This window comes from Microbacterium sp. NPDC090003 (assembly GCF_044748385.1).
GTDB lineage: Bacteria > Actinomycetota > Actinomycetes > Actinomycetales > Microbacteriaceae > Microbacterium.
The window spans coordinates 1,530,955-1,551,955 of record NZ_JBIVFW010000001.1; the positions used below are offsets into that span (position 1 = coordinate 1,530,955).

Consider the following 21,001-nt stretch of genomic DNA (forward strand, 5'->3'; position numbering starts at 1 on the left):
GCGGCGGCCAGGGGTCAGTGTACACACGCCCACTGGAAGATCGTTGCGAAACTGAAATATATTGGAAGCCCAGGAGCCAGGACTCAAGCCGGGGAGACGGGGGCGGCGCTGCGGATGAAGCGCATCTTGCCGCCCACCTGCGGGATGCCATCGACCCGCTCCACCGTCACCGGAACCAGGCCCTTGGTGGCGAAGCGCAGCTTCGCGGCGGCCGCGTCGATCCCGGCCTGCGCATCCGGCGCATCGCTCGGGATGCAGCGGAGGGTGACGGCGTAGTCGGCATCCTGCACGATCTCGAACTGACGGATCGACAGCGGGGCATCGTCGAAGATGTGGCCGAGCGCCCCCGCGATCGTCGTGCCGTCCGGCAGGCGCACGGCATCCGACGACCTCCCGGAGATCGCGCCCAGACGCGGCAGGCCGCGCCCGCAGGCGCACGCGCCGGGCAGGTAGCTGCTGATATCGCCGAGGCGGTAGCGCACCACCGGGAACACCCGGTTGCTCAGGTCCGTGACGACGACCTCGCCCTCGACGCCCTCGGGCACGGGAGCATCCGAGGCATCGACGATCTCGATCCTCCGTACGTCCGCGAAGACGTGCAGGCCGCTCTGGTGGCTGCACTCCCCCGCCATCCAGGGGATCTCGGCCGAGCGGTAGTGGTCGTAGCAGGGGGCGCCGAAGGCCGCCTCGATCTCGGCGCGTGTGCCGGGGGTGAGCGGAGCCGCAGTCACGGCGATCGCCCGCGGTGGATGCACCTCCACCCCCAGGCGCCGCAGGCGGCGCACGGTGTCGAGCACGCCGCCGCCGTAGCCGATGAGGAACCGCGGCTTCACCCGGTTCCAGTCACGGGCGAACTCCGTCACGGCCGCATCCGTGATCTGGAAGGCGTCGAGCTGTACGCGCCGCGAGGGCAACCACCCGAGATCGTGCCGCAGCCGTGCCGCTCCCGTGAGCACGTGCCGGGTGACGATGCCACGGTCGTCCCACGGCGTCACCCCCCACCACTCGAACAGGCGCCACTCGAGCGCCCGCGCCGGGAAGCGCAGATCGCGCAGCAGATGCAGTGGCAGCCCCGTGCTGCCACCCGTCTTCGACACCACACTGGTGCGCTCGTCGGCCTCATCGGTGCGGATGCCGTCGAAGTTCTCGCGCAGCATGGCCTTGTCGACGATCGGCAGCGACGAGAACGACGCGGGGTCGCGCAGGTCGTCGTCGGAGAACCCGTGCGACGAGTAGAGCTCACGATAGAAGGGGCTGTGCGCGAAGGCGAACCGGGCGTGCTCCGCCGACCGACGTGCACTGATGTCGGCGATCTCCTCGGGCGCGAGCGCATCCATCTGCAGGAACGACCGGTAGGCCTCCATACTCGAGCGTCCGCCGATCGCGGTCTTCAGGCGGAACGCCGCCTCGCGGATCACGCGTCCACCCCTCGGGGCTGCACGCCGAGCCAACGGCTGCGCAGGGCCGCCCGGTAGGCGGCCGCGTGCGAGGCCCCGGCATCCGCCCACTCCCGACGCGAGAGATCCGGCCGCTCGGCCTCGATCCGCCGCACCGCGCGCAGCGCCTCGAGCAACGCGCGGCCGTCGACCTCGCCCTCGTACATCTGCACCCACTCCGTGCCCACCTCAGCGGCGAGCGCCTCGTTCGGCTCGTTACGCGGCACGAGCACCGGCCGGTCGAGCGAGAGGGCCGCGAGCACACTGCCGGAGTTGTGCATGAAGCGGTAGGCGAGCACGACCAACTCGGATGCCGTGACCAGCTCGACCAGCTCGGCATCGCTGAGGAACGCGAGCTGCAGCGTCACCCCGGGCAGCCCCTCGACCTGCGCGCGCAGATCGTCCGCCAGCTCCTGCGTCGAGGCCTTGCCGCCGATCGTCATGCTGAGCTCGTGATCGTCGCCGCGAGCCTCGGCGTAGGCATCCACGAATCCCGAGACGCCCTTGTACCGACGCACACCGCCGAAAGTTCCGAGACGCCCGCGCACCCGGTCGGCGCGAGGCTGCGGCGCGTACCAGTCGCGATAGTGCCCGTGCAGGATGACCGAGCGCGCGGTGCCCTCCGGCAGCAGGGTGGTCTCGTTCAGGACGATCCGGTGATCGGCCTGGTGCTCGATGCGTCGCAGTAGCCACAGCCGGGCGGCGTTGTCGTCGGGGAGCTCGAGATTGTGCACGGTGCGCACGACCGCGATGCGCCGCGAGAGCGAATGCCGCAGCGACAGCAGCGCGGTGAGCACGTACTTGCCCACCGACGACACGGCGCTCCCGCCGTGCAGCTTCACCTCGGGCCAGTGCCAGTGAAAGACGTCGTAGCGACCGAGGATCGCGCCGCGCCACGAGAAGCGGAGGTGATCGACCTCGTCGGAGTCGGCGAGTGCCCGATCGAGCATCGTGATGTACGGGTTGGTCGTCACACGCGGCGCCCCGAAGGACTGCATGACGCGCACCGGCCCCGGGCGCTCAGCCATCGGACTGCAGCCCCTTGATCGAGCGGTACCAGCGCATCGCGGCGAGCAGGAGCAGCAGCGCGTTGATCGCGGCGAGCGCCGTGTAGATCACCACGAAGCCCTGCTGCCACCACAGCAGCGCGAAGGCGAGGCAGAGGAATCCGTAGTCGCTGGGGATCACCGCGAGCGAGTACAGCGAGCCGGAGCGCCACGCCTCACGCGGCGCCTCCTCGGTCTCGGCCGGGGACTGGAGCCGGTGGATGCGCCGCAGGAAGTCGGCGGCGATGATGCCGAAGAAGAACGTGTTCGCGATCGCGGCGAACGCCAGCGGTACGAGCAGCCACAGGTCGTCGAGATCGTAGAACCGGAACCAGCACACGAGCACGGCGAGGTGGATCGTGGCGAGCTTGAACGAATCGAAGAAGTGGTCGAGCCACTCCCCCGCGAGCGAGCCCGTTCCGGTGAGCCGCGCGAGCTGCCCGTCGGCCGAGTCGAGCGCGTAGCCGAGCACGAGCAGCGCCGCCACCAGCACCGACGACCAGACGGTCGGCGCGAGCACCGCGATCAGCGCCACCCCGCTCAGTGTGCACAGCGCGCTCACGATGGTGACCTGCGACGGGGTCATCCCCCACGCGTAGGCCGTCGCCGCGAGCGGGCGCCCCAAAGGCCGGTTCACGTAGCGCGAGTATGCCGCCGCGCCCTTCGATGATTTCTGCGCCTGTTTCAGACGCAGCATCGCCCCACGAATCTCTGACACGACATCTCCCCAGGTGGCGTCAAATGTAGCCTTCACTATAGCCACAGGCGCCCTCGCACGGGTCCGTGGGTTTCGTGGCGACGGGGAGGATGCACGAATGGACGAGGGACGGATGCTGGGGATCATCGTCGTCAACTACGCCTCGGCGAGCCTTCTCGCCGAGAACCTGACCAGGACCGGCGCGGCGGTGCCGGACGCGCGGATCGTCGTCGTCGACAACCGCTCGACTCCGCAGGAGCGCGCACACGTCGAGGCGCTGAGCGTCGCGAACGGGTGGCGGCTCGTGCCGATGGACGACAACGCGGGGTTCGGCGGCGGAGTGAACGCCGGTGCCGCGGTGGCGTTCGACGAGCTCGGGGTCACCGACATCCTGCTCCTGAATCCGGATGCCCGGATCGACGGTCGCTCGGTCGCCGCCCTGGCCGCGGCGACCGCGGAGGGGCCCAGCGTCGCCTCGCCGCGCGTCGAGGACGCCGCGGGTCGCGTGTGGTTCGCCGGCATGGACGTATACCTCGACGACGGATCGATGGGCGGGCCGCGTCGCCGCCGCGAGCACGCCGACGCCCGGCGCCTGCCGTGGCTCAGCGGAGCCTGCCTGTGGTTCACCCGCGAGGCATGGGACCTCACGGGCGGCTTCGACGACGCCTACTTCCTGTACTGGGAGGACGTCGACATCTCGGTGCGCGCGGCCCGCGCGGGGGCGCGCCTGCTCGTCGTCGATGACGCTCTGGCGGTGCATGACGAGGGCGGTACGCATCGAGCGAGCACCCAGCGGCCGGAGGCGAAGTCCGAGCTGTACTACTACTACAACATCCGCAACCGGCTGCTCTTCGCCGGTCTGCTGCTCGACGGAGCGGATGCCGAGGCCTGGTCGCGCACCGCCTGGAGCAATGCACGCCAGGTACTGCTGCGCGGGGGACGTCGGCAGTTCCTCCGCCCGATCGCTCCGCTGCGCGCGGCCTGGCGCGGGGTGCGCGACGGACGGCGACTTCTTGCACAGGCTGGTTCGGAGCGCGGGCCCGCGGTCTAAACTCTCATCACCGGCAGCCGTCATCGCGGCGCCGGATGGGGACACACGGGGAGCAGGGGGTCTGCGATGGACGCAACCGAAGAGACGCAGCCGAATCGACGGCGCGTCTGGATCACGTCATCGGCGCTCGTCGTGGTGATCGCGCTCGCGATCCTGGGCGCGATCTTCGTGCCGCCGCTGCTCGCCGGAACGCCGAGCAGCACGCCCTCGGCATCCACCACTCCCACCACGCCTCCGCGCGACATCGTCGATCCCGATGCCCCGCGCCCGACGCAGACGCCGACGCCCGCCGCCGGCGCGACCGACGAGCCCTTCGCCGAACTGAGCCCGGTCGCCCCCGACCAGACGATCGTCACCGAGGAGGGCATCGAGATCACGCTGTCGTCGCTGCAGGCCGTCGACGGCCAGGCCACCCTCTCGGGTGAGACCTCCGGTCCCGCGATCCGTGCGACCGTGCGGATCACGAACACCGGTGACGAGTCGCTCGACCTCGAGTACGTCGCGGTCAACGCGTACATCGGCGAGGATCGTGCGCCGGCCGGCACGCTGACCCAGCCCGGCGGCACACCGTTCGAGGGCACCGTGGCACCCGGCGACTCCGCCGACGGCACCTACCTGTTCTCGGTGCCCGAGGCCGACCGCGACGACGTCACCCTGACCGTGGACTACCTGTTCGGCGCGAAGGTCGCCGTGTTCCGCGGAGACCTGCGCTGATCGGCGCACCCGCCATGGGGCGCGCCGAGCGGTACACGACCACCTCGATCGTCGCGGCGGCCGCTGCGGCGGCGACCGCGGTCCGGTACCAGTTCGGACCGGGCGTGAGCCTCTCGCTGATCGCCGCCGTCGTGCTGCTGCCGGTGTGGTGGCAGGTGCTGGCTCGGTTCCGCTTCGCCCGCCTGCTGCTCGCCCTCGCCGCGATCGCCGCGGTGTGGGGCGGGGTGCTCACGCTGTTCGAGACCATGCGCCCGGTGTCGACGAGCCTGCTGCTCGAGCAGACTTTCACGCTGCTCTCGCTCGCCGGCGGCATCGGCGTGCTGCTGTGGGCGCGCACGCAGATCGGTCTCGGCGGTACCGCCGTGGCGTTCGGCGTCGGCGCGCTGACGAACGTGGCGCTGACGGGCGGAAACTCGGCGAACCTCTGGAAGTACTCGCTCGCGGTGCCCGTGATCATCATCGTGCTCGGTCTCACGGCGACGAGCGGACGGCGGTGGCTCGACCTGCTCGCACTCGGCGGGCTCGCCGTGGTGTGCCTGGCATCGGACTCCCGGTCGATGACGTCGTTCCTGCTCCTGGCCGCCGTCATCGTGCTGTGGCAGATGTTCATGCCGCCGGGAACCCGCCGACCGCGCCCGATGCAGACGCTCGTCCTGCTCGGCGTGCTGAGCCTCGCAGCCTTCAGCCTGCTGCAGGCGCTGATCCTGGAGGGGGCGCTCGGCGACGCCGCCCAGCAGCGCACCCAGGCGCAGATCGACACCTCCGGGTCGCTGATCGCCGGCGGACGCCCCGAACTCGGAGCGGCGACCGCGCTCGTCGCCGAACGGCCGCAGGGATTCGGCAGCGGGGTGCTCCCCGTCTCGCACGACGTGTGGATAGCGAAGACCGGCATGAGCGAGCTCAACTACGACCCCGACAACGGCTACGTCGAGGGATACATGTTCGGCGGCCAGTACGAGGTGCACTCGGTGGTCGGCGACCTGTGGCTGCGCTTCGGCCCGGTCGGAGCGATCTTCGCGGTCGCACTGATCGGGTGCGCGATCTACGCCGTCGCGCGCAGCGTCTCGGTCAAGGCCGCCGCCGGGATCGCGATCTGGCTGGTGCTGCTCGGCGCGTGGGACACGTTCTTCAGCCCACTGCTGACGTCGTCGCGCACTCTCGCGCTGCTCTTCGCGCTCACCGCGATCCCGGTGGCGCGGCTCGCGTCTCGCAGCGAGGCGAGCGAGGTCAGAGCTCGCCCGGACGCATCGCCTCTTCGTCGATCGCGCGGATGATGCGCAGTGTCGCGGTATCGGGCTTCGGCTCGCCGCTCTGCCCCCGGCGTCGGGGCGCGTAGACCACCAGCGAGTGGAACAGGAAGCGGGCGAAGAACGCGACGATCAGGGAGAGCCCCGTCGCGAGGACGCTGGAGATGTGCCAGGTCTCGACCATCAGCGCCATCACGGGGATGCGCAGCGCCGCCTCGATGCTGTTGAACGCGAACGACGCCGCGAAGCGCTGCCACACCCCGCGGGCGTGCGTGCGCATGTCGGCGAAGACGAAGCGTTCCTGCAGCAGGAAGTTGCCGACGATCGTGACGCCCGCCCCGATGATCGCGGCCCAGATGTACGGCACGCCGGCCGCCGTGAGCAGCCACATGATGGCGAGGTTCGCGACGGCGCCCACCGCGCCGATCAGGGCGAACAGCGACATCTTGCCGAAGCGCAGTCGCGCGAGATGCGCGATGAACGTGCCGCCCTGGCGCAGGCTCGCCTTGGACGTGCCGTGACGTCGCTCCGCGAATTCCATGGGCACCTCGGCGATGCGCAGATCGGTGCGGGCGAGGATCTCGAGCAGGATCTTGAAGCCCTGCGGCTGAAGCGTCGCGAGGTCGAGCCTGCTGCGATCGACGAGGAAGAACCCGGTCATCGGATCGGTGCTGCGGGCGAGGCGGATCGGGAACATGGCCCGCGTGAGCCAGGTGGCCGCGCGCGAGACGCCGAAGCGCACCGCCGTGCCGAGACCGCTCGTGTCGCCGCCTCCGATATAGCGCGAGGCGGCGACGACGTCGGCGTCGCCCTCGGCGTGCCGGGCGAGCAGGGCGGGCAGGAGCTCGGGAGGATGCTGCAGGTCGCCGTCCATGACGACGCAGAGATCGGATGCCGCGGCCTCCAGACCCACCACGACGGCGCCACCGAGTCCACCCGTGTTCTCGACCCGGTGGATCACGCGCACGGGCAACGGAGCATCCGCCGCGACCCGCGCGACCTCGTCGGCGGTGTCGTCGCTGCTGTCGTCGACGAACAGGATCTCGGCGTCGTACCCCACCAGTGCGGCGGCGGTGCGGGCGACGAGCTCGGTGACGTTCTCGCGTTCGTTGAAGGTGGGCACGATGACCGTGACCTTCGTGTCCATGTCGCCCCCTCTGCGCGTGCCGCTGTGCGACATCTCATCGTGCCACGGGTTCCTCTGCACTCGAAACCTGGCCCGACCCCCGGATCCGGGGGTGCGCTTTCGCGTGCGGGAGGTCTAGACTGACCCATGCGACTGTGGGAGTCGCAGGTGGATGGGGATCCACCTACTGGGGAATCACTGATCTGGGGAGATCATGGGGACGCGTATCGGCTATGCCGCGGGAGCTTTCGACCTGTTCCACGTGGGGCATCTGAACCTTCTGCGCCACGCCAAGCAGCAGTGCGACATTCTGATCGCCGGCGTCGTGAGCGACGAGATGCTGCGCGAGGTGAAGGGCATCGAGCCCGTCATCCCGACGGCGGAGCGCGCGGAGATCGTGCGGCACATCTCGTTCGTCGACGACGTGCACGTCGAGACGACGCCGTCGAAGCTCGACGCCTGGGAGAACGTGCGCTTCACGCACTTCTTCAAGGGCGACGACTGGCGCGGCACCGAGAAAGGGCTGCGCCTCGAGCACGAGTTCGCGGCGGTCGGGGTCGAGGTCGTGTACTTCCCGTACACGGCGCACACCTCGAGCTCGTCGCTGCGACGCGCACTCGACGCGATCACCGCGGGTGCGGGGGCACCGGCGCTCGCACGCTAGGGCCTCAGTTCGATACGCCGAGCAGGCTGCGGGTCATGCGGGCCACGTGGGGTGGCGTGTGCGGCCCCAGCCAGACGGTCCACTGCGCCGGCGGCTCGCTGCACGCCCACTCGACGCACCACGAGTGCACGGCGCCGGCGAGGCGCTCGCCCTTGGTGTGCGCACGGATGCCGTCGCCGCGCACCAGCCAGCGCACCGAGACACCGTCGGGCACATCGATGTGACGCATCTGGATGCGCGCGGCCGCTTCGAGCAGGATCACGCCGGTCGCGTCCCACGGCAGGCGCGCGGCGATCCCCGCGATCACCCCGGCGTCCGCCGCGTCTCCGGCGACGAGCACAGCACCCTCGATGTTCTCCCAGTCGGGATCGTCCAGATGCTCGCTCGCGTGGTTCATGGCTTCGATTATAGGTAAGGCTACCCTTACCGACAACCCCTTCTCGGCCCTCTCCCCGTCAGGGCGTTCTACGCTTGTCTCATGACTTCTCCTGCTGAATCCACCATCACGATGTTCGGCGCCGACTGGTGCCGCGACTGCATCCGCACCAAGAAGCAGCTCGACGACCTCGGCGTCGAGTACACCTACGTCGATCTCGTCGCGGACCCCTCCGGTGCCGACGTGGCGAAGGACATCTCCGGCCGCACGAACATCCCCGTCGTCCTGTACCCGGACTCCTCTCACCAGGTCGAGCCGTCGAACGCCGACGTCGAGGCGAAGCTGCGCGAGCTCTCCCTGATCTGAGCGCGGGGCGGGCCCCCTCGACGGGCCGTGAGCGAGAGCTGACGCGCCGCTCGCACAACTTCGGAGATCCGCAGCGCCACGCCGCGCCGGCATCCGATTCGACGGCGTGTCGCGTGAAATCTCCGAAGTCGTGCCGGGCGAGGAGACGAGGAACGCCCACCGCTACACTGGCGCGATGAGCACAGAGGCTCGGCCCGAACGAGCATCCGTCCGCCTGTCCGCGCGCACGATCCTGCTGTACGCGATCGGCTCCGTCGGCACCGGCGGCTACGCCACGCTGCCCGGGCTGGTGCTGACGTATTTCCTCACGGACAACCTCGGAGTCGCCGCACTGGCCGCCGGGGTCATCGTGACCGCCGCCAAGATCTGGGACGTGGTGATCGACCCGCTGATCGGCGCGGCGTCCGATCGCCAGCTCGCGCGCTCGGGCTCGCGTCGCGGGTTCATGGTGCTCGGCGCCGTCACGCTCCCCCTCTTCTTCGCGCTGACGTTCGCGGTGCCGCCGTCGTGGGGGCCGATCGCCGGTGCGGTGTGCGTGCTGCTCGCCTTCCTCGCCACCGCCACCGCGTTCAGCCTGTTCCAGGTGCCGTACGTGGCGCTGCCCGCCGAGCTCACCGATGGCTACGACGAGCGCACGCGCCTGCTCGGGTGGCGGGTCGTGGTGCTGACGGCATCCATCCTCCTGTTCGGCGCGGGCGGCCCCGCGCTGCGCAAGGCCGGCGACGACCCTGTCCTCGGATACCTGGTGATGGGCATCGTCGCGGGTCTCGCCATCGGCATCGGCATGCTCGTCGCGACGCGCACAGCGGATGCCGCGGCCGCACGCGGCGCCGAGGACGCGACCCTGGCGACCCCGCCCGTCGGCATGCGCGAGCAGTACGCCGCGGGGTTCCGGGCGCTGCGGCGCAGCCAGCCGTTCCGCGCACTGCTGGGTGCGTTCCTGCTGCAGGCACTCGCGACCGGCACCATGCTCGCCGGGGCGCAGTACATGGCGACCTGGGTGCTGCGCTCGGAGGACGCGGTGACGTTCGTGTTCGTCGCGCTCGTCGGCCCCGCACTCGTGGCGACGCCCGCTTGGACCGCCGTCGCCCGACGGGTCGGCAAGGAGCGGGCATTCGGGATCGCGAGCGTGCTCTTCGCTCTCGCCGCGGCATCGCTCACGATCGCCGTCTGGACGCCCGGTGTCTGGATCTACGGCTCCGTCGCGGTGGCCGGCATCGCCTACGCCGGGCTGCAGTCGCTGCCGATGGCGATGCTGCCCGACGTGATCTCGCACGATGAGCGCACCCACGGCAGCGGACGCGCAGGTACCTTCACCGGCATCTGGACCGCCGGGGAGACCGTCGGCTTCGCACTCGGGGCGACGACCGTGTCACTCACCCTCGCTCTGACGGGATATGTCTCGACGGTCGCCGGGGCGACGACCGAGCAACCGGATGCCGCCATCACCGGCATCGTGCTCAGTTTCAGCATCCTTCCCGCGCTGATCATGCTGGCGAGCCTGCTGCCTCTTCGCCGCTACCGCCTGCGCCGCCACGACATCGACGCATAAGCTGGGATCCCGTTCGAAGGAGCCGCCCGTGACCTCCACGCCCGTCGCCACGACCACCCCCGAGATCGGTGAGAGCGAGCGCGCGCGACTCGACACGGCGATCACCGACCTGCAGACCGGAGCCCGCGTGTGGTCGGCGCTCACCATCGGGCAGCGCGTGACGCTGCTGCGTCAGGTGCGAACGAGCGTGGCCGCGACCGCCGAGGACTGGGCCACGACCGCCGCAGCGACGAAGGGGCTCGATGCTCGGCATCCGCTCCGTGGCGAGGAATGGCTGAGCGGGCCCTACGGCGTGCTCGGCGCCCTCGACGCCTATATCGAGACGCTCTCGCGGATCGCCCGCGGCGCCAATCCGCTCGACGGCGTCACCATCGATCGCGCTCCGGGAGGCCGCACGCGCGTGCACGCGTTCCCCCTCACCGGCATCGACCGCTTCCTGCTGTCGGGGTTCACCGGCGAGGTCTGGCTCGAACCCGGCACGACGCCGCGCGCGGCTCGCGCCGCCGCGGGGCTCGGCCAGCGCACCCCGAGCGTCTCCGGCGGAGTGGGCCTCGTGCTCGGCGCCGGTAACGTCACCTCGATCCCCGTGCTCGATGTGCTCTACGAGCTGCTCGCCTCGAACCGCACGGCGCTGCTCAAGGTGAACCCGACGCAGGATCCCCTCGTACCGATCTACAAGCGCGCGCTCGCCCCGCTCATCGAGCCGGGGTTCCTGCGCATCCTGCGTGGCGGCCCGGCGGTCGGTGCATATCTCACGGCGCATCCCGACCTCTCGCACGTGCACATCACCGGGTCCGCGGCGACGTTCGACGCGATCGTCTGGGGCCCCAAGAACGCACGCGGCGCCCGCCGCAAGAAGCCGTCGATGTCGAAGCCGATCACGGCCGAGCTCGGCGGGGTCTCGCCGATCATCGTCGTGCCCGGCGAATGGACGGACGCCGACCTGCGCTACCAGGCCGAACACGTCGCGACCATGCGGCTGCAGAACAGCGGCCACAACTGCATCGCCGGGCAGGTCGTGATCCTCTCGGAGGACTGGGACCAGGCGGATGCCTTCCGCGCCGCGCTGCGTCGCGCATACGCGAGCGCTCCCGAGCGCCCCACCTGGTACCCGGGATCGACGAACCGTATGCACCAGGCATCCGATGCCTACCCCGATGCCCTCGTGCTCGGCGACCGGCTGCTCGTGGAGATCGACGGTGATGACGACGCCTCGGCGCTGCAGAGCACCGAGTACTTCGCCCCGGTCCTCGGCGTCGTGAACGTCGCCGGGACGGGCCAGGAGTTCCTCGACGCCGCCGTCGCCTACGCGAACGACGAGCTGCAGGGCACGCTCGGCGCGAACCTGCTCATCGACCCGGCGACCGAGAAGTCGCTCGGCACCGGCTTCGAGCGGGCGATCGCCGCCCTGCGATACGGATCGATCGCGATCAACGGATGGACCGGCTTCGCGTTCATCACCCCGACGCTGACCTGGGGCGCGTTCCCGGGCAGCACGATCGACGACGTCGGCAGCGGCATCGGCGTTGTGCACAACGCCCTGCTGCTCGATCGGGTCGAGCGATCGGTGCTGCGCGGGCCGTTCCGACCGTTCCCACGGGCGCTGGTCGGGTCCCTGAGCCTGTCGAAGGGCGACGGCCGGTTCACGATCCTGCCGACTCCACCCTGGTTCGTGACCTCGCGCACCGGCGCCGAGGTGAGCGAAGGGCTCACGCGCTTCCGCGCGAACGGTGGTATCCCGGGACTCGTGAAGACCCTGCTCGCGGCGCTGCGCGCCTGAGGGCTCTCGCGGCGCGATATCAGGGTTCGAGGTCGTCGACCGAGCGGGTGAACGTCTCGGCGCAGACTCCGAGGCCCTCGGTGAAACCCAGTTCGAACCAGTACTGCCGCTGCTCACTCGATCCGTGCGTCCAGCTCTCGGGGTTCGAGACACCCGACATCTCCTGAATGTGGTCGTCGCCCACCGCCGCCGCCGCATTCAGCGCGTCTTCGATCTCGGTCTCGGTGGGCTTCACGAGATACGGCGTGCCGTCGGCATCCGTCTGCTCGGAGATCCGCCCGATCCAGGCACCGGCATAGCAGTCGGCCTGCAGCTCCATGCGCACGCCGTTGCTGCCGGGACCGGTGCCGTTGTTCGGGTACTGGTCCATCGTGCCCACGATGTTCTGGATGTGGTGGCCCCACTCGTGCCCCACGATGTAGAGCTGGGCCAGGTTACCGGCGGATGCCCCGAACTGCTGCTGCATGAGCGAGAAGAACGTGGGGTCGACGTAGACGCCCTGCTCGGGCGGGCAATAGAAGGGACCGACCGCGTTGGACGCGGTGCCGCACTGCGTCGACGTCGACCCGTCGACGACTCGAAGTTTCGGCGGCACGTAGCCCTCGACGTTGTCGCCCCAGAACGCATCGAGGGCCACCTGCGCCCCGGCCATGCGGCAGTCGACGTTCTCATTCGCGTCCTGTCCGGTGTCGCAGTTCTCGATCACCGACTCGCCCGATCCCGCGCCCGAGCCGCCGGGCGAGGTGCCACCGCCGAGGAGCCCGGTGAGGTCGATCCCGAGCAGAGGCCCGGCGATGAGGGCGATGATCCCGAGCACGCCGACGCCCGCACCGCCCGCGATGGCGGCGTTGCGGCCGCGGCGGCGCGTGGTGTTGGTCGACAGATCGGCGTCGGGGTTGAACGTCATGGCTCCGAGGGTACTCCGCCCCTCGGACGGACGTAGGCTCGGCATATGACCACGACGATCACCATCACGGGCGCGGGCGGACAGATCGGCTATGCGCTGCTGTTCCGCATCGCGGCGGGGGACCTGCTCGGACCGGACGAGAATGTGCGACTGCGGCTGCTCGAGATCCCGCAGGGGATCGGGGCGGCGGAGGGCGCGGCGCTCGAGCTGCAGGACGCCGCCTTCGGTCTGCTCGAGCACGTCGAGGTGACGGATGACGCGGCGGTCGGCTTCGACGGCGCCGACCTCGCGCTGTTGGTGGGCGCGCGCCCCCGCGGGCCGGGCATGGAGCGCGGTGACCTGCTCGCCGCGAACGGGAGCATCTTCGGACCACAGGGGGCCGCGATCGCCGCGAACGCGGCACCGGGCGTGCGGGTCACCGTTGTCGGCAACCCCGCGAACACCAACGCGCTGATCGCCGCGGCATCCGCCGACGGTGTGCCGGCCGAGCGGTTCACGGCGCTGACCCGCCTCGATGAGAATCGGGCGCGTGCGCAGTTCGCACAGACCCTGGGAGTGCCGGTGGCGACGGTGGCGCGCCTGCCGATCTGGGGCAACCACTCCGCGACGCAGTTCCCCGATGTGTCGCATACGACCGTGGCGGGCGAACCGGCGGCGGATGCCCTGGCCGCGATCGTCGGCGATGTGCCGACGTGGCTGGAGGAGACGTTCATCCCGCGGGTCGCGAAGCGAGGTGCCGAGATCATCCGGGTGCGCGGGTCGTCGTCGGTCGCCTCGGCGGCGAGCGCGACGATCGACCACGTGCGTGACTGGGTGCACGGCACCGAGGACTGGACCTCGGCCGGTGTGGTCTCGCACGGCGAGTACGGAGTGCCCGAGGGGCTGATCTCGTCGTTCCCCGTGCGGGCGATCGACGGGGAGTGGCGGATCGTCGAGGGTCTGGAGATCGGTGAGGATGCCCGGCGGCGGATCGACGCCTCGGTCGCCGAGCTCGTCGAGGAGCGCGATGCGGTGCGCTCGCTCGGTCTGATCTGATCTGACCCACTCTTCCGGCGTGAAACTGTGGATAACACAGTTGTTCACCGTCTCCGCACGAGGACTATTCGCCCACGTATGGTTACTGGACTGATGTCGCTCCGCAGAGCAGAATGGACCGGTGACCTTGTCTCCTGACACGATCGGAATGATCATCGCCCTCTTCGCCTTCACGGCGACGGTGCTGAGCGGTGTGGGCGCGATGCTCGCGCATCAGACGCGGCGCCTCGACGCCCGATTCGAGCAGATGGACTCACGGATCGATGCGCGATTCGAGCAGGTCGATGCGCGATTCGAGCAGGTCGACCGTCGTTTCGACCAGGTGGACGCCCGACTCGACCGCGTCGACGCCCGAATCGACCGGGTGGAAGAACGCCTCCTCGGCGTCGAGCACGAGCTGGTCGACGTGAAGATCACGATCGCCCGTCTCGAAGGGCCTCCGCGTCGCCTGCAACAGCTGTGAGCGGCATCCGCTCCGTCTGCGGATTCGATACGGATCCGGGCCTCGGACAGGGCACAATGGATTGCGGAGGTGCGCCCATGAGCGATACGACAGACCGGACAACCGGCACGGCATCCGTCGATGACGCGCTCACCAGCCCGCTGCACCTGCCGCACGCCGCAGCCGAGTGCCCGAAGTGCTTCACCGAGCTGCAGCAGAACCGCGACTTCTGGCTCGCGCGACCGGACGGTTCCCGCCTGGTCGGGCTCGTCGTCTCCCGCGAGGGCATGCCCCCGGTCGTGCAGCAACGCGAGGACCTCACACGTTTCGGTGTGCCGATCGAGGGCTTCCGTCACCCGGCGCCCGACATCCTCGAGAGCTGGGGCGATCGACTCGCTCGACTCATCGACACTCTGCGCCCGGGCGATGTTCTGGTCGTCGCCAACACCCACGCACTCGGACGCGATGGCGAGGAGGAGTCGCGCACGGTCGCCGAGCTCCGCCGCCGCGGGATCATCGTGAAGGTCCTCAACCACGACGCGCGCCACCTGGCGGATCTCGCGCGCTGACGTACGCCTACGGCGAAGGTGTCGGCGCGAACGACGGTTCACCCGGGGTCACGCCGAAGAAGAGCGGATCGCTCGGCGACTCTTTCCGTGGCAGGTAGCCCTCCGACAAGGTGACGCCACCGAAGATCTCCTGGCTTATCTCGTTCCGGTCCCCGGGCCAGCACTTCGTATTCGCCTTGACGAGTACGGAGCCGTTGGCGATGAACGTCACCATCAGCAGCGAGAAGTCCCCTTGCCGGCGCACGATCACATCGGACGACTGCACCTCGCCTGAGCCGAGCTCCTGACCCTCCACCTCGAAGCCCGCATCGGTGAGATAGCGTCGCACCTCGTCGCGCATCGCATCCTGCGCGTCCGGATCAACCTGCGTCGTGCGTGTGAGATCGAACTTGTAACCGTTGTCGCCGCACCCTGCGGCTGAGGGCTGCATCCCGAAGGAGCCGATCTCCGCTTCCCAGGGCCCGTCATAGATGAGCGCTTGGACATCGTTCGTGATGGACCGGTAGTCGAAGTAGTGCTGCTTCGCCTGTGCGACGAGCTCGTCACCTGTAGGGGTCATTCCGTCTCCTCCGTTCACGCACCCGGTGAGGGCGAGCGCCAACACCGCCACAACAGCGGACATCCGCCAGCGCTTCCTCATCTGCACTCCTCCACTACGCTTGCGTGGTCGCCGCGAAGCGGTCAACTGATCGGCTCGCCATTGGCGACGATGTTGGCAATGTTACGGAACGACTCCGAATCGGCGGAAAGGTAGCCGTTGTCCTCCTGCCACCACTCCACGCCGGTGTTGCCTCCGTCGTGAGCCGCGTGCCCGGGCGTGCCGACCGCCATCTCGGTGCCGCCCCCCAGACTCGGGACCTCGCCCCCGTCGCTCTCGAAACTCACCGCACCCGGCAGTTCCTCGGGATTCGTCCCGTGGCCGAAGGAGCTGTGCTCGCCGTACCTCGCAACCCAGTCGTCGGGAGCACGGGAAGCGTAGATCTGCGTGCCGGAGTAGTCCATCGGCGCGTCGCCGGTCCAGCTCTGATGGTAGCCGTCGGGGACGCCCGCCGATCCGACCGCGATGAGGTTGTCGACGCCGAGATTGTCGGGCGCACCGCCCACCGCGAGGAAGGCGGTCGTGCTGCCGTAGGAGTGCCCGATGACCGATGTGGTCACCCGCGAGGACACCTCGTTGTCGAGTCCGCGCAAAGTGGAACTGAGCGTCGCCGCCCCTTCGGTGGCGCTGCCCATCGTGTGTTCGGTCGCGAAGTTCGGAGAGTCATACCCGTACCAAGCGATCGTCGCCGACTGCACTCCTCCGCCGTACTCGTTCGCATAACTGTTCAGGTCACGGGCGCTCTGCCCCCAGTCGCTGAGGTCGGCGAGGCTCGAGAACATTCCCCCCACCAACACGTTGACGTTGGTGATGCCGTCCATCGGATCGACCGGGTTGCCCTCGTCGTCGACGATGCGCACGCCGTACATCACAGCGGCGGTCGCCTGCGGATGCTCGAACGGATGGAACATCAGCAGCTGACCGTCGAAGTCGGCCATTTCCGCACCGAGATTCGCCAACTGGGAGTCCAGTGGCTCGCCATACGGGCCGCCTTCGATCACCCGGTCGTAGGCGGCCTTGTTGGCGAGGAACCGGTCGAGGTAGGGAACGCCTTCGAGGTTGCCGACGAACTCCGGGTAGGTGCGCGCCAGCGCCGCGCGCTGCGCATCGGTGAGGCTGTCCCAGATCTCGGCCACCTCGGCCGGGCTGTCGGCGTTCGCGAGCGCATCGATCGCCGAGAGCGTCGAGTCGCTGAGGGTCGTGCCATCGGAGCGGACCAGGCCCGAGATCGCAGCCCCATAGGCCTCATCCCACAGCGAGTACGCCGATTCCCACTGCTCCCACAGATCGTCGAGGGTGCTGGTGGCCGAGGCGAGACCGCTCTCGGCATCCGTCACACCCTGCTCGGCGGTATGGCGGGTCTGCGCGGTGTCGTCGGGCGTGCACTGCCGTTGGGCGAGTTCCGCGGACTCGAGATCCGCTGCGGCCGTCTCCTTCGCGGCGTGGGCCGCCTCGATGTCGTCGATGAGATCGTTCGCCGCCTTCGCGTGCTGCGCCACGGCCTCGCCGTAGGCGCGGACGACATCGGCGATGCGCCGGAGGGTGAGGATCGTCGGATTCATCCTGCTCGCGAGGGCACCCGACTCGGTCTGCACGCGGTCGATGCTGTCGCCGCGACCTTCCAGCCCTCCGTCGATGTTCTGCAGCACGATGCGGGCGTTGCCGCCCTCGTCGATCAGCTTCTCGAGGTCACGATGGATGCCTTCGAGGGAGCCGCTGTCGTACTCGATCTCCTCGAGCGGCCAGCCGCGGTTAGGAGAAGTCAGCGACATAGTCGGCATCCCATCCATTACCGAGCGAGACGTCGAGATCGTCGAAGGATTCGTTGATGCTCTTCAGGCGATCGCTGATCGCGACGCCCTCGAGGTGCTGCGCCTTCGCTTCCATCGACGCCTGACCGAGTGCGTTCTCGAGCATGACCCGGAGGCTCGTGCGCCCCACTGGGTTGCCGACGCCGGTGTCGCGCGCCCAGATGTCGTTCGCATACATCACGTAATTGCCGATCGAAAGGTCGATCTGCAGGATCGCCCCTTCGAGCGCGGCCTTGTCGATCTCGACGTCCGACATCTTCACCCCCCGGTGCTCTCTCTGTTTTCACCCTAGCGGCGCACATCGGGATGTCTCGATGGGCAGGACTCCCCATCCGCCCCGCGCCAGCGGCCGGGTGTGGGACACGACGAGGGGCCGGCGGCGAACCGTCGACCCCTCGAAAACTGCGCTCGGTCAGCTGCCGGCGAGCTGCGTGTCGAGGTCCTGGATCGCACGCATCATACCCAGCAGCGACTCCGACATGTCGTTGATGCCATCGACCGCGGTCTTCAGACCCGTCGTCAACTCGGTGTAACCCTCACCGAACTTGCCCGACGCATGCTGCGTCTTGAAGTCCTCACCCAGAAGGGTGTCCACCTGACCCTTCAGCGTGTCCAACTGACCCTGAATGTCATCACGAGCCTGCGACAGCGACGACGCCACCTGCTCCATCTCTGCATAAGACGCACCGAAATCGGCCATCGTCCACACCTCCGGAAATCGAATGAACCGGACCCCTCCGGCCCGATAACAACCACCCTACGAAAAACCCCCACCCCCGTCGATGGGGAGACCTCCCCATCGAGCCGCGAGTGACGGGGAGGTCAGCGGCCGATCACGCCCGATCGGATCCGCACCCAGAGCGGGTCCCGCTCCGAGAGACCGGACACGATCCGCATCACCCCGCCGATCTGGCCGATCCCGGCGAGCGCGGCGATCACACCGGCGACCCCCGCCGCCGCGGTCATCGAGGTCGTGCCCTCGATGAGATCGCGGACGAAGAGGGCGATCCCGCCCACCGCGATCAGCAGTGCCAGGCTCGCCGTCGCGATCCGCACGAACACCCGCGGCTCGAAGTTCACGGTGCGCGCCTGCAGCCAGCCTCCGGCGCGACGCTGGCGCCCTCCGCGCGTGTACGGCAGACGCATCCACCAGGTCGCGGCGGAGAGGAGCCGCCGCCCCGACCACCACAGCAGCCCCAGCAGGGCGATGCCCGCCAGAGCGACGACGACGGCGACCACGATGGCCACCAGGTCGACGCCGGCCGGTGTGCCCCCCAGCATCCGCACCGTCTCGATCAGACCGACCGCCACGAACGAGCCCGCCGCGGCGAGCGCGAAACCCAGGATGCCGAGACCCCACCGCGACCAGCGCTCGAAGTCCGCACGCAGGGCCGCGGCGGCGCGGTCGGCCTCGACAGGACGAGCGTCGTCGGCTCCCGCCTCGGCGATGAGCGGACGCGAAGCCGGGAGGATGAGCGCGAAGGGCATGTAGTCAGGTTAGGTCGTCGTCGAGCGGGGTCTCGAATCGTGCGCCCTCCGGCAGTTCCGGTTCGACCCCCTCGGGCAGGTACTGCGTCATCGACAGCGCGAAGGCCGTCATCACGGCCAGCTCCTGACGCTGCGTCCGATCGGAGCAGAGCCCCATCACGACCACGGTCCCCACCTCGTCGGGGAGACGGATCTCGCCGACCGTCATGACCGTGTCCAGGCCTCCGCTCGACACCAGTCCGCTCGTCACGGTACCGACTCGACCGTCGGGCGACGCGAAGGTCTCGGCGGTCGCGTCGTCGCCGAAGCGGCCGAGCGGCAGCAGACGGTGCAGGGAGACGGCATCCATCGCGTCCTCCGGACGCGTCACGACCACATTCGTGCACAGGAACGACACCGCCGGCCGCTCGCCGAGCACGATCGACACCCCGGCGAAATCGAAGTCGGTGTCGGCGAAGGTGCGCACGCCCTCATGGAAGCCGGCGACGATCGCCTCTCGCGCCTCGTCGGGGAGCCATCCCTTGCCGCCCTCGAGGTAGCGTTCCAGCCACTCCTCCGGCGTGCGCTCCCCCATCGCGCGGAACTCGATCCAGCCCTGCGGCATCCGCTGCCAGACCCGGTGGCCGGCGGCCTGTTCGACGCTCACAGCTCGGCGTCCGTCTTCGGGCCGTTGCCGTGCACCGTGTTGTCGACCCGCTCGGCGAGGTTCTGCCACGGTCCGAACAGGCTGTCGGTGAAGTCCTGGCCCTTGTCGTGCGCATCCTTGGCGGTGTTGAACATCCAGTACGTGTTGGCCACCATGTTGCTCATGTTGATGTTGAGCGTCACGGCGAGGGTTCCGGCCGCCGTGCCGCCACCGGCGAGCGCCGGCGTCATGCGCTGGATCGACGGGATGAGCACCGCGCCGCCGGGGCCGATGAGCGTCTTCGCCGCGACGCCCAGCAGACCACCGGCGAGGAGTCCGACCGCGCCGATCGCGAAGTCGGCCCACGACCCGCGGCCGGTGAGCGCCTGGAGACCGTCGATCGCGACGAGCGCGATCGACATGATGAGGGCCACGGTACCGAGTACCGGGATGAAGATCGAGAGGATGGCGATGATCGGCAGTGCCGCGCGGAGGATGTCCTCCAGGATCGGCACCACGTTGTCCATGAGCCACTCGCCGGCGTCCGCCAGCCAGTCGCCCGCCCCCTCGAGGAAGTTCGAGAACGCGTTCCCCGCGTAGGAGTTGAGGGTGTCGCTCGCGCTCACGAGGTGCTGCGCGGCGATCGCCGCGTCGTCGTCGACCTCGATCTTGAGGCGCTGCGCCTCGGCGATGACGTCGTCGAGCGCTCCTTGCGCCGTCGCGAGCGCCGTGGTCGCGTTCGAGACGGCGTCGGGGTCGGCATCCTCGGCGTCGGCGCCGTCGACCGCCTGGTCCTTCGCGGTCGCTTTGCTGCTCACCGAGGCGGCGGCGGTGGCCGCCCGTTCCTCGAGCTCGCGGGCGCGCTGCTGGTACCCGGTGAGCTGGGTGATCCAGGTGCTGAGCGCATCGCGGGAGGTGCGCAGCGCCGAACCGGTGTCGACCAGGTGCGGTCGGAAGTCCTCGCTCATCGCGGCGCGGAACGCCACGGCGGCCTCGCCCGTCCAGGCGGCGTCATCGTCGCCGTTGAGCATCGCGAGCGCATCGTCGACGCTGTCGCAGCCGGTCGAGAGCCCGAGCACGAAGCCCTCGAGCTCGCCGAGGTTGCCGGGAGCGGGATCGAATCCCAGTGCGGGGAACGAGGTCATGCGGATGCCCCCTCCTCGGGTTCCATACTGGCGGCGAGCTCGGAATCGAGCCCGCGGAACGCCTCGAGGATGCCCTGCAGGCCGGTGCTCGCATCTTCGGCGTAGCGGCCGAGCTTGTCGATGCCTCCGCCCCACGAATCGTGGAGGTCTTCGAGACGGCGCCGCAGCTCCTGCTGCGGGACGGCCGAGGCCGAGACGCTGCCGAGAGCGCTGGTCGCGGCATCCAACGACGTGCGCATGTTCGCATACGCGGTCTTGCTGGCCTCCATGGCCGAGTAATCGATACTCACATCAGGCATGCGTGCCCCCTCCCCTGCTCACCGATC

Annotated in this window: 24 protein-coding genes; 10 read left to right on the top strand and 14 right to left on the bottom strand. The window is 69.4% G+C overall.

Annotated elements, in window-relative coordinates; all coding sequences use genetic code 11:
* Positions 1–83: 83 nt before the first annotated feature.
* The 3 genes from ACIPVN_RS07410 to ACIPVN_RS07420 are packed head-to-tail and all read right to left on the bottom strand — an operon-like array spanning position 84 to position 3,179.
* Positions 84–1,418: a phenylacetate--CoA ligase family protein gene (locus tag ACIPVN_RS07410; protein ID WP_400441489.1), complete on the bottom strand. Its 1,335-nt coding sequence runs from the start codon at positions 1,416–1,418 to the stop codon at positions 84–86.
* Positions 1,415–2,464 (bottom strand): glycosyl transferase, encoded by a 1,050-nt coding sequence (locus tag ACIPVN_RS07415; protein WP_400441491.1) that lies wholly within the window; start codon positions 2,462–2,464, stop codon positions 1,415–1,417. Before ACIPVN_RS07415 ends, ACIPVN_RS07410 begins: the two co-directional genes overlap by 4 nt.
* Complete coding sequence (locus tag ACIPVN_RS07420; RefSeq protein WP_400441494.1) at positions 2,457–3,179, bottom strand: CDP-alcohol phosphatidyltransferase family protein; 723 nt, start codon at positions 3,177–3,179, stop codon at positions 2,457–2,459. The genes ACIPVN_RS07415 and ACIPVN_RS07420 overlap by 8 nt, the downstream gene beginning before the upstream one ends.
* Positions 3,180–3,297: 118 nt before the next feature.
* On the opposite strand from ACIPVN_RS07420, the gene ACIPVN_RS07425 reads away from it, so the two are divergent.
* The 3 genes from ACIPVN_RS07425 (at position 3,298) to ACIPVN_RS07435 (ending at position 6,218) form a co-directional block, all read left to right on the top strand.
* On the top strand, positions 3,298–4,230 hold the full coding sequence (locus ACIPVN_RS07425; protein ID WP_400441496.1) for a glycosyltransferase family 2 protein: 933 nt from the start codon (positions 3,298–3,300) through the stop codon (positions 4,228–4,230).
* A 66-nt stretch (positions 4,231–4,296) separates the two neighbouring features.
* Positions 4,297–4,944 carry a DUF4232 domain-containing protein gene (locus ACIPVN_RS07430; RefSeq protein ID WP_400441499.1) on the top strand — a complete coding sequence of 216 codons (648 nt, stop codon included), beginning with the start codon at positions 4,297–4,299 and terminating at the stop codon, positions 4,942–4,944.
* Positions 4,945–4,958: 14 nt separating this feature from the next.
* Complete coding sequence (locus tag ACIPVN_RS07435) at positions 4,959–6,218, top strand: hypothetical protein (protein WP_400441502.1); 1,260 nt, start codon at positions 4,959–4,961, stop codon at positions 6,216–6,218.
* Here the strand turns inward: ACIPVN_RS07435 and ACIPVN_RS07440 are convergent.
* Positions 6,172–7,338 (bottom strand): glycosyltransferase, encoded by a 1,167-nt coding sequence (locus tag ACIPVN_RS07440; RefSeq protein ID WP_400441504.1) that lies wholly within the window; start codon positions 7,336–7,338, stop codon positions 6,172–6,174. The two genes, ACIPVN_RS07435 and ACIPVN_RS07440, sit on opposite strands and share 47 nt — an antisense overlap.
* A gap of 193 nt (positions 7,339–7,531) precedes the next feature.
* On the opposite strand from ACIPVN_RS07440, the gene ACIPVN_RS07445 reads away from it, so the two are divergent.
* Complete coding sequence (locus ACIPVN_RS07445) at positions 7,532–7,981, top strand: adenylyltransferase/cytidyltransferase family protein (protein WP_400441507.1); 450 nt, start codon at positions 7,532–7,534, stop codon at positions 7,979–7,981.
* 4 nt (positions 7,982–7,985) lie between these two features.
* Here ACIPVN_RS07445 and ACIPVN_RS07450 read toward each other — a convergent pair whose 3' ends face one another.
* Positions 7,986–8,378 (bottom strand): SIP domain-containing protein, encoded by a 393-nt coding sequence (locus ACIPVN_RS07450; protein ID WP_400441510.1) that lies wholly within the window; start codon positions 8,376–8,378, stop codon positions 7,986–7,988.
* An 81-nt stretch (positions 8,379–8,459) separates the two neighbouring features.
* On the opposite strand from ACIPVN_RS07450, the gene ACIPVN_RS07455 reads away from it, so the two are divergent.
* From ACIPVN_RS07455 to ACIPVN_RS07465, 3 genes are all read left to right on the top strand, one after another.
* A complete protein-coding gene (locus tag ACIPVN_RS07455; RefSeq protein ID WP_247623511.1) occupies positions 8,460–8,723 on the top strand; it encodes a glutaredoxin family protein in 264 nt (87 codons plus the stop codon).
* A gap of 175 nt (positions 8,724–8,898) precedes the next feature.
* The gene (locus ACIPVN_RS07460; protein WP_400441513.1) at positions 8,899–10,275 is read left to right on the top strand and encodes an MFS transporter; all 1,377 of its coding nucleotides are present in this window, start codon (positions 8,899–8,901) and stop codon (positions 10,273–10,275) included.
* Positions 10,276–10,303: 28 nt separating this feature from the next.
* Positions 10,304–12,055: an aldehyde dehydrogenase family protein gene (locus ACIPVN_RS07465; protein WP_400441515.1), complete on the top strand. Its 1,752-nt coding sequence runs from the start codon at positions 10,304–10,306 to the stop codon at positions 12,053–12,055.
* A 19-nt stretch (positions 12,056–12,074) separates the two neighbouring features.
* Here ACIPVN_RS07465 and ACIPVN_RS07470 read toward each other — a convergent pair whose 3' ends face one another.
* Entirely contained in the window at positions 12,075–12,962 is an 888-nt protein-coding gene (locus ACIPVN_RS07470) for a neutral zinc metallopeptidase (protein ID WP_400441517.1), read from the bottom strand.
* A 45-nt stretch (positions 12,963–13,007) separates the two neighbouring features.
* Between ACIPVN_RS07470 and ACIPVN_RS07475 the strand changes: the two genes are divergently transcribed.
* From ACIPVN_RS07475 to ACIPVN_RS07485, 3 genes are all read left to right on the top strand, one after another.
* The gene (locus ACIPVN_RS07475; RefSeq protein WP_400441519.1) at positions 13,008–13,997 is read left to right on the top strand and encodes a malate dehydrogenase; all 990 of its coding nucleotides are present in this window, start codon (positions 13,008–13,010) and stop codon (positions 13,995–13,997) included.
* Positions 13,998–14,118: 121 nt separating this feature from the next.
* Positions 14,119–14,460, top strand: coding sequence for a response regulator (locus tag ACIPVN_RS07480; RefSeq protein ID WP_400441521.1), 342 nt, complete (start codon positions 14,119–14,121; stop codon positions 14,458–14,460).
* Positions 14,461–14,537: 77 nt separating this feature from the next.
* Positions 14,538–15,008 (top strand): recombinase family protein, encoded by a 471-nt coding sequence (locus ACIPVN_RS07485; RefSeq protein WP_400441524.1) that lies wholly within the window; start codon positions 14,538–14,540, stop codon positions 15,006–15,008.
* Between the two features lie 7 nt (positions 15,009–15,015).
* Here the strand turns inward: ACIPVN_RS07485 and ACIPVN_RS07490 are convergent, their stop codons facing one another.
* The 8 genes from ACIPVN_RS07490 to ACIPVN_RS07525 form a co-directional block, all read right to left on the bottom strand.
* Entirely contained in the window at positions 15,016–15,648 is a 633-nt protein-coding gene (locus ACIPVN_RS07490) for a hypothetical protein (RefSeq protein ID WP_400441527.1), read from the bottom strand.
* A gap of 41 nt (positions 15,649–15,689) precedes the next feature.
* Positions 15,690–17,378, bottom strand: a complete 1,689-nt coding sequence (locus ACIPVN_RS07495; RefSeq protein ID WP_400441529.1) for an alpha/beta hydrolase — start codon at positions 17,376–17,378, stop codon at positions 15,690–15,692.
* Entirely contained in the window at positions 17,359–17,679 is a 321-nt protein-coding gene (locus ACIPVN_RS07500; RefSeq protein ID WP_400441532.1) for a hypothetical protein, read from the bottom strand. The genes ACIPVN_RS07495 and ACIPVN_RS07500 overlap by 20 nt, the downstream gene beginning before the upstream one ends.
* Before the next feature lie 150 nt (positions 17,680–17,829).
* A complete protein-coding gene (locus ACIPVN_RS07505) occupies positions 17,830–18,117 on the bottom strand; it encodes a WXG100 family type VII secretion target (RefSeq protein ID WP_247623521.1) in 288 nt (95 codons plus the stop codon).
* 122 nt (positions 18,118–18,239) lie between these two features.
* Positions 18,240–18,905, bottom strand: a complete 666-nt coding sequence (locus tag ACIPVN_RS07510; RefSeq protein WP_400441535.1) for a hypothetical protein — start codon at positions 18,903–18,905, stop codon at positions 18,240–18,242.
* A gap of 4 nt (positions 18,906–18,909) precedes the next feature.
* Positions 18,910–19,551, bottom strand: a complete 642-nt coding sequence (locus ACIPVN_RS07515) for a hypothetical protein (RefSeq protein ID WP_400441537.1) — start codon at positions 19,549–19,551, stop codon at positions 18,910–18,912.
* Complete coding sequence (locus ACIPVN_RS07520; protein ID WP_400441540.1) at positions 19,548–20,675, bottom strand: hypothetical protein; 1,128 nt, start codon at positions 20,673–20,675, stop codon at positions 19,548–19,550. Before ACIPVN_RS07520 ends, ACIPVN_RS07515 begins: the two co-directional genes overlap by 4 nt.
* Positions 20,672–20,974: a hypothetical protein gene (locus ACIPVN_RS07525; protein ID WP_247632977.1), complete on the bottom strand. Its 303-nt coding sequence runs from the start codon at positions 20,972–20,974 to the stop codon at positions 20,672–20,674. Before ACIPVN_RS07525 ends, ACIPVN_RS07520 begins: the two co-directional genes overlap by 4 nt.
* Between the last annotated feature and the right edge of the window lie 27 nt (positions 20,975–21,001).